Annotated in this window: 17 protein-coding genes; 2 read left to right on the plus strand and 15 right to left on the minus strand. The window is 35.7% G+C overall.

The window, feature by feature from the left end:
• Positions 1–24 precede the first annotated feature (24 nt).
• Positions 25–903 carry a protease HtpX gene (htpX, locus tag SPD89_RS14320; protein ID WP_336262630.1) on the plus strand — a complete coding sequence of 293 codons (879 nt, stop codon included), beginning with the start codon at positions 25–27 and terminating at the stop codon, positions 901–903.
• Between the two features lie 105 nt (positions 904–1,008).
• Here htpX and SPD89_RS14325 read toward each other — a convergent pair whose 3' ends face one another.
• From SPD89_RS14325 to recQ, 15 genes are all read right to left on the minus strand, one after another.
• Positions 1,009–2,100 carry a glycerophosphodiester phosphodiesterase gene (locus SPD89_RS14325; RefSeq protein WP_336262631.1) on the minus strand — a complete coding sequence of 364 codons (1,092 nt, stop codon included), beginning with the start codon at positions 2,098–2,100 and terminating at the stop codon, positions 1,009–1,011.
• 223 nt (positions 2,101–2,323) lie between these two features.
• Positions 2,324–3,082, minus strand: a complete 759-nt coding sequence (locus SPD89_RS14330) for a DeoR/GlpR family DNA-binding transcription regulator (RefSeq protein WP_336262632.1) — start codon at positions 3,080–3,082, stop codon at positions 2,324–2,326.
• Between the two features lie 25 nt (positions 3,083–3,107).
• Positions 3,108–4,244: an ABC transporter ATP-binding protein gene (locus SPD89_RS14335; protein ID WP_336262633.1), complete on the minus strand. Its 1,137-nt coding sequence runs from the start codon at positions 4,242–4,244 to the stop codon at positions 3,108–3,110.
• Positions 4,245–5,750, minus strand: a complete 1,506-nt coding sequence (locus SPD89_RS14340; protein WP_336262634.1) for an ABC transporter permease — start codon at positions 5,748–5,750, stop codon at positions 4,245–4,247.
• A gap of 306 nt (positions 5,751–6,056) precedes the next feature.
• On the minus strand, positions 6,057–7,112 hold the full coding sequence (locus SPD89_RS14345; protein WP_336262635.1) for an ABC transporter substrate-binding protein: 1,056 nt from the start codon (positions 7,110–7,112) through the stop codon (positions 6,057–6,059).
• Positions 7,113–7,240: 128 nt separating this feature from the next.
• Complete coding sequence (locus SPD89_RS14350) at positions 7,241–8,332, minus strand: alcohol dehydrogenase catalytic domain-containing protein (RefSeq protein ID WP_336262636.1); 1,092 nt, start codon at positions 8,330–8,332, stop codon at positions 7,241–7,243.
• Positions 8,333–8,958: 626 nt separating this feature from the next.
• The gene (locus SPD89_RS14355) at positions 8,959–10,656 is read right to left on the minus strand and encodes a DUF6044 family protein (protein WP_336262637.1); all 1,698 of its coding nucleotides are present in this window, start codon (positions 10,654–10,656) and stop codon (positions 8,959–8,961) included.
• Positions 10,622–11,749 (minus strand): dTDP-4-amino-4,6-dideoxygalactose transaminase, encoded by a 1,128-nt coding sequence (gene rffA, locus SPD89_RS14360; protein WP_336262638.1) that lies wholly within the window; start codon positions 11,747–11,749, stop codon positions 10,622–10,624. The genes SPD89_RS14355 and rffA overlap by 35 nt, the downstream gene beginning before the upstream one ends.
• A 10-nt stretch (positions 11,750–11,759) precedes the next feature.
• Positions 11,760–12,125 (minus strand): hypothetical protein, encoded by a 366-nt coding sequence (locus SPD89_RS14365; protein WP_336262639.1) that lies wholly within the window; start codon positions 12,123–12,125, stop codon positions 11,760–11,762.
• Positions 12,126–12,128: 3 nt separating this feature from the next.
• A complete protein-coding gene (locus SPD89_RS14370) occupies positions 12,129–12,812 on the minus strand; it encodes a GNAT family N-acetyltransferase (protein ID WP_336262640.1) in 684 nt (227 codons plus the stop codon).
• Complete coding sequence (locus SPD89_RS14375; protein ID WP_336262641.1) at positions 12,763–13,761, minus strand: glycosyltransferase family 2 protein; 999 nt, start codon at positions 13,759–13,761, stop codon at positions 12,763–12,765. The genes SPD89_RS14370 and SPD89_RS14375 overlap by 50 nt, the downstream gene beginning before the upstream one ends.
• Positions 13,740–14,762 (minus strand): dTDP-glucose 4,6-dehydratase, encoded by a 1,023-nt coding sequence (gene rfbB / locus SPD89_RS14380; protein ID WP_336262642.1) that lies wholly within the window; start codon positions 14,760–14,762, stop codon positions 13,740–13,742. The genes SPD89_RS14375 and rfbB overlap by 22 nt, the downstream gene beginning before the upstream one ends.
• A complete protein-coding gene (gene rfbA / locus SPD89_RS14385) occupies positions 14,755–15,687 on the minus strand; it encodes a glucose-1-phosphate thymidylyltransferase RfbA (RefSeq protein ID WP_336262643.1) in 933 nt (310 codons plus the stop codon). The genes rfbB and rfbA overlap by 8 nt, the downstream gene beginning before the upstream one ends.
• A 1,057-nt stretch (positions 15,688–16,744) precedes the next feature.
• Entirely contained in the window at positions 16,745–16,987 is a 243-nt protein-coding gene (locus SPD89_RS14390; protein WP_336262644.1) for a YkuS family protein, read from the minus strand.
• An 89-nt stretch (positions 16,988–17,076) separates the two neighbouring features.
• Positions 17,077–19,230 (minus strand): DNA helicase RecQ, encoded by a 2,154-nt coding sequence (gene recQ, locus SPD89_RS14395; RefSeq protein ID WP_336262645.1) that lies wholly within the window; start codon positions 19,228–19,230, stop codon positions 17,077–17,079.
• A gap of 167 nt (positions 19,231–19,397) precedes the next feature.
• Here recQ and SPD89_RS14400 point away from each other — a divergent pair, with 167 nt between their 5' ends.
• Entirely contained in the window at positions 19,398–19,574 is a 177-nt protein-coding gene (locus SPD89_RS14400; protein ID WP_336262646.1) for a polysaccharide deacetylase family protein, read from the plus strand.
• Positions 19,575–19,592: the final 18 nt, after the last annotated feature.

Here is a 19,592-nt window from a genome sequence, read left to right on the forward strand (position 1 = left end):
AGTATAGAAAAAAGGAGGAAGAGAATGGGGAAGAGAATTTTTTATTTCTTATTAACAAACGTGTTAGTTTTACTAACAATTAGTATTATTTTTACGATACTTCCAATTGGTCACTATATTAGAGCCAATGGAATTGACTACGGAGCTCTACTCGTTTTTAGTGCAGTCATTGGTTTTACCGGTTCCTTTATATCGCTTCTGATTTCACGTTGGACGGCGAAAAAGATGATGGGTGTAAAAGTGATTAACCCAGATCGCCCAGAAAATGACTATGAAGCAAGGGTAGTTGAAAAAGTATATCGTTTATCAAGAGCTGCTGGATTAACACATATGCCGGAAGTAGGGATTTATCATTCACCTGAAGTAAATGCATTTGCTACAGGACCTTCCAAGAAACGTTCGTTAGTTGCCGTATCAGCGGGATTACTAAATGAAATGGATGATGATGCAGTAGAAGGAGTCATTGCACACGAGGTAGCTCATATCGCAAATGGTGATATGGTAACAATGACACTACTTCAAGGGGTAGTAAATACATTTGTCGTATTTTTATCACGTGTTGTTGCCTATATTGCTTCTCAATTTGTGCGGAGCGAAATTGCACCAATCGTTCATTTTATTGCCATCTTAGTCTTTCAAATTTTATTCTCGGTCCTAGGTAGCATCGTCGTGTATGCATACTCACGTCATCGTGAATTCCATGCCGACAGAGGTGGAGCAGATCTAGCAGGTCGTGATAAGATGAGACATGCTTTAGAAAGCTTAAAAGCTTATGCAAATCGGGCAACAGTAGGGGAAGAAGATACCGCAGTTGCGACGATGAAAATTAATGGACAGAAAAAGTTTGTTGCACTATTTTCAACACATCCAGATTTAGATGAACGAATTAGACGTTTATCATAATAAAAACAATATAATACCTCATAAAACTAGTTGGCTTAATTAACACAAATAAATGCCCACTATGACTTATCAAAAATTTGCCATAGAGGGCATTACGTTTTATTTTTACTTCCATTTATTAATTTTATTAATTTGTTTATCAGCATTTACTTTCAGGGTGTTAGAGGTTGTTTCTGTAATCCAGCTTTTCTGTTCCTGAAGGTCAATCATATCCTTAAATTTTTCCATATGTTTAATAGCTTTATCATTCTTCCCGGTATCTTCAAAGTGTCTTACCGCATTTAGATGCATCTTAAGAACATGAGCGGCTTGATCCTTTTTTATCCCTTCTTCCTTCCGTAATTGCTCTATAAGATTCACTAGACTATCAATTCCACCAGGGACAATCACATCCGTTTCAATTAATCGAGGTTCTATCTCCATAGATTTCGCATATGTTTCCGCTGAATTAACTTGATACACATGGATTTTTAATTCTTCCTCATCTATTTTTTCAGCAGCTGATTTATCGATGTTATTAATAGATGTGGTATAAATTGCACTATCGTATTTTTTTAATTCTTGGATATCTTCATCCAAATTTTTTAATGCATTACCAAGAAAAGTTACCGTTGCTTCCGGATACCACGAGTTAAATTGGTCACGAGTAGCCTGATCGCTTAATACAAAAAAAGAATGGTCTAATACATTATTTTGTCTAGCAATCTCCATAATACCATCTACAAACTCCTTATTATCCCATTCCCCTTTTGAACCATCAAAGTTGATTCCAATATTATATTTGTCAGCTTCCTCTAAAGCTTCTTCAAGTGTTGGCACCTTATAATTTGTCTCCCTACCATCAGCGTTTACTACATTATGGCTTTTAATTTCTTCTAATGTTAAATCTTTTACCTTTCCAGAACCTGTTGTTGTTCGATCAATTGTCAAATCATGCATTAGTACATACTGACCATCTTTTGTTTCCTGTATATCAATTTCAACAAAACCATACCCAAGCAATCCTGCCCACTTTATTGCCTCGACCGTATTTTCTGGAGCGGCTACATGAGCACCGCGATGCGCACTTAACTCCGTTTCATCACTATGGAGCCATTCATCACTTATTTCAACTGGTTCCGCTTTAGCTAGATTGCCAAACCCAAAAGAGAATACAAAGACACCTAATATAGAAAGTAGTAAAGATTTAAATTTCATCAAGATACTCCTCCAGTTTCTCATTCTTTATATTTTTGCAATCTCTTGTTAGCCTGAATTTTCGTGTGACTTTCGATAATTAGCACCGAAAATAACTAATATCTTTTCACAAATGCCGCCATCTTCTATTTTCATGATTAATCTATAATGAGCATCACCTCCAATAAAAATTAAAATTTAAAGATATATGATTATTAATGTTTCTTCGGTGATTAAAGGCTAATTATGCAAGATGGAGTTGTATATCTGTGTTTTGCAATCTTTTTATATCCGCTTCTTCTAATTCTTTTCCAATTACTAAGTCATCAATTTTATTTATATCTGCAACAGAATGAATAGAAACTCGACCAATTTTTGTATGATCCGCTGTCACAATTATTCGTTTAGCAGCTCTAATCATTCCTCGCTTTGCGGATACAAGGTATTCGTCGAAGTGTGTCAGACCTTTTTCATGATGAAAAGCAGGTGTTCCGAGGAATGCCTTTTGGATATTAACTGTACTTAATGTTTCATCAGTAATCATTCCATTTAGCATATAACTTTCATGAAAAAGCACACCCCCGGTTACAATCACTTTTATGGACTTGGAAAAGCGTAATGTTGCCGCAATGTTAATATCGTTTGTAACAACAGTTAAATTCTTTTTATTTTTAATTGATTTAGCAATGTGTAAGGTCGTTGTTCCCGAATCTAATATAATGTTATCACCATCTTCTATTAGTTCAGCTGCACGGTTACCAATTCTTTCCTTTTCCTCGTATTGGACAGATTCCCTAACTTGAAAAGAAGGTTCAGAATGAACTTCTTCCAGCATAACTCCGCCATGAGTTCGTTTCATTAATCCTTTTTTCTCTAACGTTGTTAAATCCCGACGAATTGTTGCCTCATGAACCTGAAAATGTGCAGCAAGGTCGGACACAGTCGATGCATGATTTTGTTTCAAAAACTCTAACAAACCTTTTTGTCTTTCAAGTGGAAGCATTTATATCCCTCTTTCTTCTTTATTTCTAATTGACTTTATTAATTTTCTGGTCTTCAGTACGATAGGCTAATACTTTTACTAAATCATTTCTTAATTTTAACCGTATTTTCGACCCTATTTCCTTTAGTCCGTTTTCATAATAGTGATAATCAAAAAATTTAAATGATTGATTTCCTAACTGGGCAATATATTCCACGTGAGACCCTAAGAAGGTAGCTTGAATAATTTCTACTAAAAAATTCCCTTGATCAGAAATAGACCAAAACTCAGGTTTCATAACACAGTTAACCACATCATCTTTTTGAAAAAGATAATCAATTTCATTTTTTACTTGAAACACTGTTTCCTCAATAACTAATTGTATAAATTTCTCGTCAGCCTTATTTACGGATACTTTTAATATATCCGAATCTCCGATAAAATCTGCTACAAAGCTATTAACGGGATTTAGATATATTTCTTGTGGTGAGCCGATTTGTTGAATTTTTCCTTCGTTCATAATTACTACCTGATCGGAAATAGCCATTGCCTCTTCTTGGTCATGGGTAACATATATGCTTGTAATACCAAGCCTACGCTGTAAATTTCGAATTTCATTCCTCATATATTGGCGCAGTTTCGTATCTAAATTAGAAAGCGGTTCGTCAAATAATAGTATTTTAGGTTCTGTAATAATCGCTCGAGCAATTGCTACACGTTGCTGCTGCCCTCCTGATAGTTGTGAAGGGCTACGGTCCTTCAGCCCTTCTAGATTCATGAGAGATAATACGTTCTCGGTTCTTTCTTTCAGCTCAGCCTTGTTTACTTTTTTTATTTTCAATCCATACGATACGTTATCAAAAACGCTTAAGTGAGGAAATAAGGCATAATTTTGGAACACCATACCTATATCACGTTTATTTGGCAATTGATTTGTTATATCTTCTCCATCAACAATTATCTTCCCGCTTGTCGGAAATTCGAAGCCGGCTAGCATACGCAATGTAGTTGTTTTGCCACAACCAGAAGGACCTAATAGTGTTGTTAATTCCCCATGTTTAAAATGTAAAGTAATATGATCAACTGCATAAAAATCATTTTTTTTATTGCGAGATGGAAAAACCTTTACCACGTCTTCAATCTTCAGCTTCACAGTATTAGTCGCCGAATGTTTTGAACTCATTTACATCGACCTTTCATTTTGTTTTAACAATAAATTTAGCCCAGAGAATGCCAACCCTATAATGACAAACAAGATAACACAATAGGCTGCAGCAACACCTAGCTTACCAAAATCAACAGCTGATAAGATGGCTACCGTCATCAAATTCCAACTTGCAGAAACCAAAAATATGACTGCACTTATAGAAGTCATTGCCCTGGTAAATGCATATATTGCACTGGAAAACAATGCAGATCTAATTAGTGGAAATGTTATTCTCCAAAATGTTGTAAATCCACTAGCATTAAGAGATTTTGATGCTTCCTCAAGCGATGGATCTATTTGTCTTAAAACATTTGAGCCAGCTTCAATACCTAAAGACATATATCGAAAAACTAGCACCAAAATGATAATAGCTGCTGTACCTGTAATTGCAAATGGGGGTTTGTTAAATGACAAAAGATAGCCTATACCAACCACTGTACCAGGAACAGCAAAAAGCAACATAGAACCTATTTCGATTAATTTTCTTCCAGGAAATTTTACTCTTACCGTTAAAAATGATATCACCATACCTAACAAAACCATTATCGGCGTAGCAATAAGAGCAATAATCAATGTATCCTTAACTGTACCTAGGCCTGTATCAAATACATACCTAAAATGATCCAGAGACAGGGTGTAATCTATACCCCATAATCTGACAAACGCACCTCCAATGATAGTTCCATAAAACAATAAGACAGTTCCTGTTATCAAAAGGCAGACGATAAATAACGGTACAACCACTTTTTTCTCTCTAATGATTGTTGAGCCTTGAGAAGCTTTTCCCGTTACGGTAGTATATGATTTTTTATTAACCCAAAACCTTTGAACTAAATAAGCAGTTAATACAGGGAGCAACATAGAAACAGCCAATAGGGAACCTGTTCTTAAATCATTTCTGCCCGTAATTGTCATATAAGCTTCCGTAGCTAAAGTCGTAAAATCTCCACCTATAATCATGGGGTTTCCGAAGTCTTCAAGCGATTTAATAAATACTAAAAGTAATGAGCTGAAAATACCAGGTATCGCTAAAGGAAAAGTAATCGTACTAAATACCTTCCATCTAGAAGCTCCTAAATTAAAAGCGGAATCCTCCAAAGAAGCATCCATTGATTCAAGCACACCTTTTAAATTAAGGTAAGCAATAGGGGAATAGGACATAGCCTGTATAATTAATAGGCTTTTAAAACCATATACATCGGTGCTTTGCATCCCAAATACCTCTCTAGAGATTAAACCGGAACTTCCAAAAAGTAGAATCATAGCTAATGCCAAAACGAAAGGGGGAGAAACAACAGGAAACACAGCAACAAAATTAAAAAACTTCCGCCCGAACATGCGTGTTCTTGCTACTGAATAAGCAAATACAAAGCCTATTAAGGTGCTAATTACAGCTGATGAAACTCCTAGTTTAAGACTATTCCATACAGTTTGATAAATACGAGGCTTATCAAAAAGCTTCTGAACTGCATGTAAATCCAATCCCTGCTCCCCGACAAAAATAGTTTTAAAAATATTTAAGATAGGATAAACAGAAAATAGAAGAAGAGATAGTAACACTACAATAACTAACACAAATAAATGTGGGTTCTTTACTATTGTTTTCAATTTATTTTTTACCGTATTTTTATTTAAACTTGAATAAGACAATGTAATAATGCCCCCATGTCAAACAGATTAGTATTCAAGGATTCATCAATCAAACAGTTGTAAAGCCCCTCTTGTTGAAAGGAAGAAGGGCTTCACCATGCCTAGCGTGTTGAGTGAAACCTATTCAGAAAAGTCAGTTTATTCATCACTGGCAGCATCTTCTGATTCAATTTCCCGTTCAAATTTATCAACAACCTCGTCCCGATGTTCACTAGACCAAAGATTATCGGTATCCGCTACATTTAATTCGCTCAAATCAGGTGCACCTTCCGGTATTTTAGCATTCGGTATTACTGGTAGATGGTAATAGCCTGTGTCTGCATATACATTTTGTCCTTCATCACTATTTATCCAACGCATAAATTCATTTGCATTTTCTTTTTCCTTTTCCGGTCCGCCTTTTATTTTAGCTGCTCCTTCAACAGCCACCGACACCCCATCCTCTGGGTAAGTGATTTTAATAGGATAACCTTCCTCTATAAGAGGTAGCAAGTCTTGGGCAAATGCAAGCCCAGTACCAACTTCACCTTGACCAATAAATTGTGCGTTTGCTGAACCGCCTTTCGTCCATTGTTTCACATTTTTATTAAACTTTTTTAAATAGTCTAATGCTTCATCTTCCCCCATTACTTGAAATAAAGTAGATACAAATTGATAACCTGTTCCTGAAGCTCCAGGATGAGCTAACATAATATTGTTTTTAAACTCGGGCTTCAATAAATCTTCCCAACTTGTTGGAGCTTCAACATTATTCTCTTCCAGCCATTTTTCATTAGATGCAAACGCTATAGGTCCTTGATATATTGGTAGCCAGCTAGCATCTTCCACCATGATGCTTTCATCAATTTCATCAAGATTCTCTAGAGAGTCAGGATCATATTTTTCTAGCAGTCCCTCTTTATCTGCCTCAATGAAACTATCTGAAGGACCAGCAAACCATATACTTGCATCACTGCGTCCATCCTCACTTTTTAGTTTTGATAAAATTTCTCCAGTACTAAGCCGAGTATAATTAACTTTGATTCCAGTATCTTCCTCAAACTTTTTAAAATATGCATTTGCGTTCTCTTCAGGCATTGGAGTGTATATTGTTAAAGTACCTTTACCTCCGCTTGATGCTTCATCATTACTACAGGCGACTAAAAATATTACACAAATAATTGAAATAAAGGTGAAAATTTTTTTAAAGTTCATTTCCATTTCCTCCCAATTATAAAAATATATTTATTTTTATCCATATGCCAAAACGACTTTAATTACTATCACTGCTTAACACAGTTCCCCCTAATTTAAAACAATATCAAGATACTCTTTCATGTTAATTAGTCCCATTTGAAGGAAAGATAAGTCTTTTTCCAATCCTTACTTTTCATAGCTTTATCCATAGTCTTTTCCAGATCCTGCACATTTCGAATTACTTCATTCTTATTTGGTATAAGCTTCTTTAATGTACGCTGAAACGCTTTGTTTTGAAATTCATTCATTAGTGTTTTAAATTCGTCCTCAGTGCTTCTGGAGCTACCGTAAACCGTTAATCCTTTCTCTAAAATATCTCTTGTATTAAGAAGGACATGTTCCTCAGATACACCTAATAAAGTAATTTTTCCTTGCGGTTCTATTAGATCGATTGCCTGGTTAATAGCATTATTACTAAATTTTCCTCCTGTACATTCAATCACTGAAATCACATTTGCCTCCTCTCTAAAATTGAAATCGTGCACAAGATGTGTCGTTGCAAAATCAAAATGTGCCAACCGTTCATCTATCGCACCAAAGACTAACAAATTTTCCTTTGATATATCAAACACATGATGTAATGTTGCTGCGGTCAAATATCCGACCGGTCCATCACCAAAAACTGCTATTCTACCATCATTAAAGTAATCGCTTACATAATTTGCTGCTTGTAATGAAACGGAAGTTAGTTCAGCTAAAACAGCTATTTCATCGGGAATATTTTCGGGTACTGGAATTACATTTTCTGTTGGAAGCACCAAATGCTGCTGTCCTATCCCATCATAACCACTTCCTAGAAAAAAACTATCCGGCAAATAATTATCCTTCACAATCCGCCTATAAGAGGAGGATTTTTCATTTATTAAGGGAGCTTTCAATCGCCTTGCAGGTATATTAGGGACAATAACAACACGTTGCCCTTTAAAAAAGGACTCATCTTTCGACTTTACTACTCGACCAATTCCTTCATGAAACAGAGCCATAGGAAGTTTCTTTTGCAAGGCTTCCTTTCTTCTTTGGCCAGTATAATAACGAATGTCTGCATGGCATATACTTGCTAAAATTGGTTGCACTACAACTTGATTATGATTAATTGTATGTTCGAGTATAACTTCTTCAAATTTTTCGGGCTTAATCAACCGATAAGCTTTTGAATACACAATATCTTCACTTTCCACCTTATCGCCCCTCACTTATGTTCATTTGTGTTCACTTATGTTCATTTTAGTTTCAATATCACTGTTTGTCAATATTAAATATTCAAAATAAACAGATACAAGCAATTATTCCGAAAAAATTAACTCTCTATCCCGAGCATTTTATAACATCACTTATGGAGCAAAACAATCCTGACACTGTCAACTCGTTTTATTGCCAATGAGTAGCACCCAGCAAATCCACATTATTTCCCTTTAATCCATAAAAACCATCCGTCTGCTCTTTCATTCCATGAATAAATCGTTCTAACCGCCTGCTTTTGACCTTAGTGGAAAAAACATTCCTATAGATAGGCTTAATTAAAATATTTAATACAACTATGCGTGTCCTGAGTTTATAGGGTAGGGGAGGAATTAGATGATTTAAATTATCTACTGATTGAACAAAATAAAACTAAACCTACCACATTTATTTAATAAACAAAAATAAAATCGAACGTTTACCACATAACGAACTAATCACCTTTAATTTCCTACTATTAAGTTCTATTTTATCTTCTCTTTCTTAAGTAAGTCTTTTTGCAACCTCTTCTTTCGGTAAATCATCACGTGCATTCATTATATATTTAATAATTGTATTGCTTCTTTTAATTCACCTGATACAAATAAATCTCCCAGTACGAATCTTTTGTAGAAAAACTTTTCTCAAAATCAAGCCCAAGTTCTGCATGATTTTCTATCGGTACCCCGGAAAAAATATATTTTCCCTCAAGTTTTTTGAGTTGTTCTATATTTAAATCCAGTTCATTAATCCGTATATTACTGTCTTTTTTAAATACGTATTTCTTCCCAATTTCATCACTGAATACATAAAGTCTGCTTCCCCATGTATCAAAATAATTTTCTAGCGTATGATTTTTCTCAAGTTCAGGAGCAATTATTTTCCTGAAATTAAGTTTATACGCAAGCGGGATCGTATTGTTATATGTATCCAGTGTATAAAACCCATTATATTGCGCAATCGCTGGGTGCAGCGCTATATTGACAATGCGATAATTCTCTTGTGCTTCACCAATGTAAGTCTCAATTTCAGCAAAAAGTTCTTCATCGTAAAACTCAGCGTAGGTTGGTGTTCCGATCTGGCGGTATTTTATTTCTTCTGTCAACACAAACAATTGACCAATTTGTGCAATGAGTAAAAGGCAAACGATAATAGAGCCAAATTTAAGCTTTTTCCATATGATTGATAAGGCGATTGCGAACATCATATACCAAAGGAACGGGCGTAACAGATGAAAACGTCCAAAATTAAATTCGTTAAAAATGGAAAAACTATCCTTTAACACACGCAAACCTTCCCAATACCAAAAACTGTATACGAGTGAAAAAAGAACATTTAATAAAAACAACTTTACCAACAAATTTACGTTCATTCGATGAAAAATCGCCATGACAAAACCTACTAAAATTACGGGAAGGATGACAGTTGCGTGAATATCAAGGGCATGTGTATGGCTGTGAACAAAATTTTGCTTAAACAGCTGTATCGTTTGTATGAAATTGTTGTAGCCTAAATCAAGTTCCTTTCGATGTGATACAGACCCGTTATCGATAAACATTGAGTAAATAAGCATATAATTTTTAATGAGATAAATAGAGATCATTAAACTGATTGAGAGAAAAAAGGCACGATTGAACTGCTTCTTTTTCCATAAATCATACAAGAATAAGAGACCGACTAATGTAAGAAAAAAGAAAAACGTTAAAATGAAATTAGAAAAAAAGGGGATCAAGCTTAAATACACCCAATATCGCTTCGGTGTTTTGAATTCCTGCTGACGTATCGTAAGAAAAAGATAGGTTGCAAGTGGTAAGCCTGCAATCGATAATACACCAGATGGCCAAAAAGGCAGAATTGCAAAACAAACGGATACACCGAGCGCAATAACATCGTACCCCCGTTGAAGCCCAGAAATGATATAGGTACGCAGCAAAAGAAACATCCCTATAAATGCTATGATGCGCATCATTGTCTGGCTGATCGCATAAGCGAGAAACGGTGGAAACAAGACATACAGCCATAGCACGCCGTCTAATGCGGAGGGAAGGGCGCTACGAGGGAGTCCATTAATAATATTTGGAAGCTGTGAATGAGGTGCGGCAAAAATCTGGCCACTTTCAGCAAGAATTTTGTACCAAACGATATTGGAATCTAAATTATCATGAACCCGAATATGTGTATTTTCCCCTAAAAAATAGTATGGCGATAAATAGGCCAACACAATAAGTATCGCAAAAACAAATAAATATTTATTTGAAAAACGAATAGATTTGATGAATGACATAGGTAACATCCTTCTCTCTTATCTGGTAAAAGAGTGGTAGACGGATAAGACGTTCACTTTCAGTAGTCGTATAGTTGTCTCTTCCAATAAATATACCAAATTTTTTCCCGGCAACTGAATTGTGTAATGGAACATAATGTGAGGCTGCTTGAACCCCGTTTTCTTGTAAATGATCCATCAGTTTTTCCCGTTCTCGCTTATCCCTTGTTTTGATGAAAAAGAGATGGGCATTATGTGTATTTGCGTCAGGAATGCTCGGCTTTTCTATACGACCTTTCTTTTCCAACTCCGTTAATCCTTTGTCATATAACTCCCAAGCTTTCATTCTATTTGAGTATATTTTGTCAGCATGTTTCAATTGGACGGATAAAAATGCTGCACTCAGTTCATTTAAGAGATAAGAAGAACCCAAGTCACGCCAAGTATACTTATCAATTTTACCTTCTCGAAAGGCAGTTCGATTTGTTCCTTTTTCTTGGATAATATGTGCACGTTCAAGAAGGGACGGATCATTTACTAATAAAGCACCACCTTCTCCGCACTGATAATTTTTTGTGTCATGAAAGCTGAGTGTTGCTAAATGACCTATCGATCCAAGGGGACGCACTTTGTAACTACTCTGCAGTGCTTGTGCTGCATCCTCTATCACCCATAAATCGTGTGTAGCCGCTAATGCCATAATTTCATCCATGTCACAAGCTACTCCGGCATAGTGTACAACAACGATCGCTTTCGTTTTATTTGTGATCGCCCGTTCAATTTCGCTGACAGAAATATTCATTGTCGCAGCTTCAATGTCAACATAACGAATGTGGGCACCACGCAGGGCAAAAGCGTTGGCTGTTGATACAAATGTATAGGACGGCATAATAATTTCATCCCCATCTTTTACATCGATTAATAATGCACACATTTCTAGCGCTGCTGTACAAGAAGGGGTGAGCAGTGCTTCTTTACAATTTGTAAGATTTTTAAGTAACTGCACGCAGTTTTTAGTAAACTTGTTATTTCCTGAAAGCTGATCTTGATTGATCGCTTGCTCCATCATTTTAAGTTCTTCACCGATAATAGCTGGTTTATTAAAAGGGATCACAACAAACACCTCATATACTTTGGCTGGAAATAAAAATACCTACAACAATAAAAGCCAACCCAATTATTTTATGTACTGTAACGGCTTCTGCGAATAGAAAGGCCGACAAAAGAAAGACTAGAATAAAGGATAAACTCATAAAAGGATAGGCATAACTTATATCGAACTTCGTCATTGTAGCCATCCAAAACAGGGATGCAATAAACGCAGATGCTAAACCGGAAAAAATAAATGGATCAAAAATAAGGGTAAGAAGCGCAAGTAATTTACCGAATGTTTGCTCAGGCAATCCGCCTATCTGGTCAATTCTCCACTTTAAAATTAATTGACCGTACACCGTAAAACTAATAGTTAAGGCAATATAAAGATAACCCAAAATTTACACTTCCTTTAATGGTGCACCGTGTAATTTATGATACACATCGACAGTTTTATGTAAGGTGAATCCGAGTTTTATAAAGAGATTAAGCGATTTGACATTCGCTGCTGAAATGGATGTTTTTAATTCCTCATATCCAAGTTCAAATTGTCTCTTCAGGCACATACTTGTAAAGGACTTTGCTAAATTTGCACCTTGATAATCTGGATGAATGCTTAGTAATAAAGCACGATCATTTTTGAATCCGTAAAAACCTACTTCTCTCTCATTGTGAATAAGTGCATAGATACCATCTTCTTCAATCAAATCTTCAACCCACCGCATATACCGTTTATCTGCTAGATGATTTGGAATCATGTAATCACGATGGAACCGGCCATGTTCAAATGTGTTTGCTGCAATTTCCAACACGTTATCTGCATCAAAATCAGTTGTGAGACGAACTGTGTCGTTGTGAAAAAGCTGTAACTTTTCCTTCTTGCAACGAGGTTCAATCAATGTATCTACATAATAGAATCCGTACGCATGAAGCAATTTGTGATTAGCTAATGGGTCAATTTTAGCTGTGAAATGTCCTTCTAATTCGTCGGTTAATTTTAACGTATTTTCATTTATATCCACTATTTCATATGTATCAATTTGAAATGTCCTTTTGTCCCAAGGGGTTTGTTGCAAACTGTTCATTTTCAAACTCCTCTCTCATATTTATTTCTTCTTTAACAAAATAGAGCGGTCGAGCTTTTGTTTCATTGAATACCTTCCCTAAATACAGACCAATAATTCCGAGATTAAATAAAATTAACCCACCCAAGAAGAAGATGGAAACCATTAAGCTGGTCCAACCTGGTACATGTTCAGACAAGAAGAAATATCTGGCAAATAAATAGATACCATAAATAAAAGACAAAATTGCAATAAAAAGACCAACTTGTATAGAAAAACGAAGCGGTTTATTCGACTGAGAAATAATGACGTCTGTTGCCAGTTTAAAGAGCTTTTTAATATTATAGGAAGACTTTCCAGCCCTCCTTTGTTGGTGATGAACAGGAATATAGGCCGTATCGAAGCCCATCCACTGGATAAAAAGGGGGTAGATTCGGTTTTGCTCTCTCATTTGTCGAAAACTTTCAATAACTTTTTTTGAGCTAATACTAAAATTTGCCACTGCATCATCACTTGAACGTTCTGCCAAATAATTATAAAATGTATAAAAAATTTTCGAGCTTAGTTTTTTAAAAAACGTATCTTGTCTTTCTACTCTTGTCGCAAAGACAACGTCATACCCATTTTGAGCTTTTTCATATAGATGAACAATCTCTTCAGGACGATCTTGTAAGTCACCGTCCATGACAACGATCCATTCGCCGATTGTACGATCTAGCCCTGCAGTGATCGCATTGTGCTGACCGAAATTTCGAGATAAATTAATTCCTTTTATCCTGTTATCAAGTCTGCCTAAGTTGTTAATTGTTTGCCACGCACCATCAGGGCTCGCATCATTTACGTAGATAATTTCAAAGTTTTCCGTAATTTTTTCTAAGGAGTCAATAAGTCTTTCCGTTAATTCTATTAAACTGTGATCACACCCATAGATAGGGATGACAACAGATATTAATGTATTTTTTCTTTCCATTTTCTCACATACCAGTCCACTGTTTTTTCTAACCCTTCGTCTAAGCTTACTTCTTGTTTCCAGTTAAGATCTTTTCTCAGTTTCGAATCATCGACTGCATATCTTCTGTCATGGCCGAGGCGATCTTCTGTATAAGTAATTAACTGTTCATGTATAAAACCGTCTTTTTCAGTTAACGGATGATCATCTAGTAATGCACACACCTTTTTAGCGATTGAAATATTCGTTACTTCACAATTTCCGCCAATATTATATTTCTCTAACCGATCAGCATAATGGTAAATGAGATCAATCGCCCGGCAATGATCTAGTACATATAACCAATCGCGAATATTCATCCCATCTCCATAAATCGGAATTGATTTTCGCTTAAGAGCCTGAGAGATAATTGTCGGAATTAGCTTTTCCTTATGTTGATTCGGTCCGTAATTATTCGAACAGCTCGATATAACAACATTCATCCCGTACGTATATCCAAAACTTTTTAAGATTAAATCCGCACTTGCCTTGGATGCGCTGTATGGATTTCTCGGATCATACGGGGTATTTTCCTCAAACATACCTGTAGCTCCCAAAGACCCATACACCTCATCGGTTGAAATTTGGTGGAAACGGTTCTTATCTAAATTTCCTTGTTTTTCCCAAGCGTTTTTTGCACAATTAATTAAATTAAATGCACCATGTACATTTGTTGTCATGAATTTCTCAGCATTTTTTATCGAACGATCGACATGAGACTCCGCTGCAAAATTAATGATCCCTGTGATGAAATAAGACTTAAAAAGTTGATTGATAAAATGGGCATCCGTGATGTCGCCTTGAATAAAGGTATAGTTATCAGTCGAAATAGATGCAATGTAATCAAGAGAACTGGCATAGGTTAACTTGTCAATATTAATGACTTGCTTATCCGGGTATTTTTCTGTGTAATATTTTACAAAATTTGAGCCGATAAAACCAGCTCCCCCGGTTACCAATAAAGCTGGTTTACTTTTATCCATGTTTTACCGTCCTCAAGTGAGGGTAGTGAAGGGATTCATCCCAATATTGCTGTGTATATTTTCGTTCTGCCAGTTCCAGTAAATACGTACCATACTCATTATTATCCATGCTTTTTCCAACTTCATAAAGCTCCTGTTTTGAAATATATCCAAGGTAATAAGCAATCTCTTCTAAGCAAGCGACTTTAAATCCTTGACGATCTTGGATGTTTTTTATAAATGCTGAGGCTTCAAATAAAGCATCATGCGTTCCTGCATCCATCCAAGCGAATCCACGCCCTAACAGTTGTACCTTTAACTGTCCCTTCTCAAGATATAATTTATTTAAATCAGTAATTTCCAATTCACCACGTTTTGAAAAAGATAGCTTTTTGACTAATTTTAAAGCTTGATGATCATAGATGTAAAGTCCTGTTGCTGCAAAATCTGACTTAGGATCTTCCGGTTTTTCCTCCAATGAAATAACATTTTGCTCTTCATCAAATTCAATCACACCGAAACGATTCGGATCTTTTACTCGGTAGCCAAAAATAGTAGCATACTTGTTTTCATGAATGGCTTGTCGTATTACATTGGTAAATCCTTGCCCAAAAAAAATATTATCAGCTAAAATAAGCGTCACATCACTATGACCAATAAACGCTTCTCCAATTGTTAAAGCTTCAGGAATTCCATTTGGTTCATCTTGCACAGCATACTGTAGCCGCAGACCAAATGAACTACCATCTCCTAACAAATTTTTAAACCGCTGTTGATCTTCTTGTGTGCTAATGATGAGAATATCCCTAATGCCACCCAACATTAAAACTGAAAGGGGATAATAAATCATCGGCTTATCGTAGACGGTCAGTAAATGTTTATTCGTACTATTTGTACTTGGCAAAAGTCGTGATCCTGTTCCACCTGCTAATACAATTCCTTTCATCATGTCACCTCATCTTTAATTAAAAATTATTAGAAAACTTGTCTTTTCGCTAAAAGCCTTAATTGCACTTGGGCAGGAAGGAAGTTTCAACTTCCTTGTCTGCGAACGAAACCATTCGCTAACAGGAATACTTCTTCTTAAATAACTTCCCTTACTACTTATTTTTAAACGTTTTTGCAGCTAAATAGGTGTTAAGTTTTAATTACGGAAAGATTTCATTTTGCAACATTTGAGATGGGGAAAATTTTGAAGTGAAGAGGTTAGGGCAACGTTCTACTCTAAAAGCCGAACGATTAAAGGATAGATAGTTTAGAATGTTACTATTACAACGGATTGGATCCTAATATGTAGTTGACGTAAACTGTAACGTTAAAATAACTCACCGCTACGGAAAATGCAGAGTCGATTTGCACCATACCGAGTCGTCCCTAAGAAAGCGCAACTGCCGTAACTATCAACCACCTTGAATAGCGTAAGTATAAGTGACAATGTATAAATGTGCAAAAACGATTAAATAATAATGGATGGTTTTGATAAAAAATTGCAGGTTACAAACTTTAATGGCACAAGTGGACAAGATTTTTTTTTCATTTGTTTCTTGGAAACCCGATGAAGTTTTTTATTATTGTCAGTATCGGATACTCGTAATATGCCGGAGGGAGATACAGCTCTTTTTTTGCTGTTTTTTCGTTAATTTTAACAACTTAGGGAAGAAGTCTTCCTTCTAAAGGGATGAAGGGAATTTTTCTGATTCATTCACAATTTGTACAAGCTGTTTGTCATAAATACTTGTTTGCATGCGATGAGGCAAGGGAAGCAAGTAGAGGGGGGCATAAGACTTATAAACAGAAGGCACATTTTAATATGAAATGGGTAAACTTGGCTTCAGGTTGTTTGTGAATGGAAAAATTAAACTATCTCTGGGAAGCTTTGTAGGCAAAAGACGGAAAGCATTGTCTATTTGGGTGAAAGTCATTGTTAATGATAGTTAATATCTAGAACAACACAAAAAAACGCACCTAGATAACTAAGTGCAGAAATTTTACAGTTGATACCGTTAACTAAACCTGTCTCTTACCATTTGACAAATTTGTTCCGTCGTTGCCCCGTCAGCGTTAATAACTGGACCTTCAATGACAACATCGGAAATGCCCATTATGTCTTTGTCTGTTCCGGAAATGATGACACTGTCACAGCCAGCAGCATCATCTTCAGAGTGTACATCGACTATTTCATGTCCCATCTCTCTTAAAGCTTCTTTTACATTATCAAGTCCTTGTTCTACTCCAATACGTGCCATTATATTTTCCTCCTCAAGCATTTATACATATTCGAAAGTTAGCATATCCAAATCGTGGAATGATATGCAATTAGAGGGGGATTTAAATTTCACATCAATTTATTCTTTACTAAAACAGCTTTAATTTTTCGGTAAGAGTAGGCTTCTGGAAGGGATTCTTTCAGTGGCTTTAAACGCTTTTCTTCTAGTTGTTCGTGTTTCGTTAAAATAACATCTTCTTCTTCCTCATTAAAAAATATATCCCACAGAAGTGGATAGCCATCCTGAAATGCTTTGAATAAATGCCCTTCAATGGTTTGTTCGGTCATGGCTCGTATTGTAGCAATATCTTTTATCGATTTTCCGGACTGGAACATTTTATAGCTAACGATATGACTAGGCCCATCATGTGTGCTTTCACTTGTTGTTTTTTTACGGATGGGACGATGTGTGTTCGTAATTTGAACTTTTGGCTTAATTTCCGGATGCTCTTTCTTAAAGTCTTGAATGACTTGCATGAAGAGCTCACCATATTGTTCATATTTTCTTTCGCCGATCCCTTTAATTTGTAGGATTTCATCTTTTGAGGTTGGGAAATAACGGCATAGGTCTCTTAATGTTGCATCTGAAAAGATAACATACGGTGGAACATTCTTGTCATCCGCAACACTTTTTCTCAAATTCCGTAAATTAGCAAATAATCCTTCGTGAAAGTCAACTTCCTCATTACTTGGGATTGGAGCTGTTTGCATCCATACTTTCCGATTCCCTTTTAGAACAGCAACAGAATTTTTATTAAGTTTTAAGGTCGGGTATTTTCCCTCCACTGTACTGAGTATTTGTTCAGCAATTAAAAAATGAATCCATTCGGTTAATTCCTTTTCTGTATAGGATGATAAAATACCATATGTAGAAAGTTTGTGCATATTAAAAGCGATTAATTTTTTGTCCTTTGATCCACGTAAAACCTTTGCAGTCATTCCTACACCAAAATTTTCACCCATTCGTTTTACACAAGATAAGATCATTTGAGCTTCCTCTGTAATATCCGTTTTTTCACCTTCATTTTGACAATTACTGCACCGATTACAACTATGTTCAGAAGATAGGTCACTGAAATAATTGACGATAAAGGTTGTTAAGCAATTATGAGTATGACAATAATTGATCATTGCTTGTAATTTCCGATATTCATTTTGTTTCATCGGTTCATCCATCTCTGATTGTTCTATTAAAAACTTTTGTAATTGGATATCTTGAGGAGAAAAAAGTAAAATACAGTCACTCGGTTCTCCGTCGCGTCCAGCTCTACCAGCTTCTTGATAGTAAGATTCAATATTCATTGGCATAGCATAATGAATCACATAACGGACATTTGATTTATCAATACCCATACCAAAAGCGTTTGTCGCAATCATGATTGTCTGTTCATCATGAATAAAAGCCGACTGCGCTTCTTTTCTTTCGAATTCAGGCATTCCAGCATGATATTTTTGGACTGCATAGCCAGCATTTTCCAGTTGGCTATAAAGCGTATCAGCTTGTTTACGAGTTGCCGTATAAATGATACCTGATTCATCTTTACGTTCTTTTAAAAATGATCGGATATACGTTTCTTTATCTTTTCCTTTTACAAGGTGAAAGGATAAGTTTTTTCTTTCAAATCCGGTTTTAATCACACATTGATCATTAATGTGTAATAAATCTTGAATATCAGCAATTACTTCTTTTGTAGCCGTTGCTGTTAAAGCGACAAAGCTAGGGATATTATGTAGTTGTTTTAATGTTGGAACGATAGATCGATAGCTTGGTCTGAAGTCGTGTCCCCATTGTGAAATACAGTGAGCCTCATCAAAAGCAACAAGTGATAGGCGAATACTTTTAATAATGTTTACAAAAAATGATGATTCAAATCGTTCAGGTGCAACATAAACAAACTTAAATTTTCCATCTGCAATCTTTTGAAGCCTTTCTTGTTGCAGGGTGGCTGATATGGAACTATTAATATAAGTGGCACGAATACCATTAGCAATTAGAGCATCCACTTGGTCTTTCATAAGTGATATTAATGGAGAAATAATAATTGCCGTTCCCTCCATAGCAAGAGCAGGGATTTGATAACATAATGATTTACCACTTCCTGTAGGCATGACGGCCAGAGTGTTTTTCGTATGTAAAACATGATTTATTGTTTCCGCTTGTCCCGGGCGAAATGTTTGGTAACCAAAATAATGTTGTAAAATATTTTCTACTTTTGAAGTCATAAATAAGTGCACTCCTTTAGTATAGTTTAACATAATTGGATGAACTTTTTAGCGTCTGTATAACGGTAATAGACATTTTATTTTTTTATCTAATACACAGCTTACGAATGGAAATACGTAGCTTTGACATTTGAAGATGAACCAAGTACTGATGTAAACCTAGAGTATTGAAAGTATTGAAAGAACATAATGCGAAAGCTACATTTTTCATGTTGGGAAACCAAGTAGATGATTATCCGAATCTCTCACTAAAAGTCGCTGAGGATGATCATGAAATTGGTAAAACCCATCCTGATATATCTAAAAAGAGCACCGCCAAAATACAAAAGGAAATTAATATATAAACAAAAAATTGAAGAGGC

Source organism: Pseudogracilibacillus sp. SO30301A, from assembly GCF_037072025.1.
GTDB lineage: Bacteria > Bacillota > Bacilli > Bacillales > Amphibacillaceae > Pseudogracilibacillus.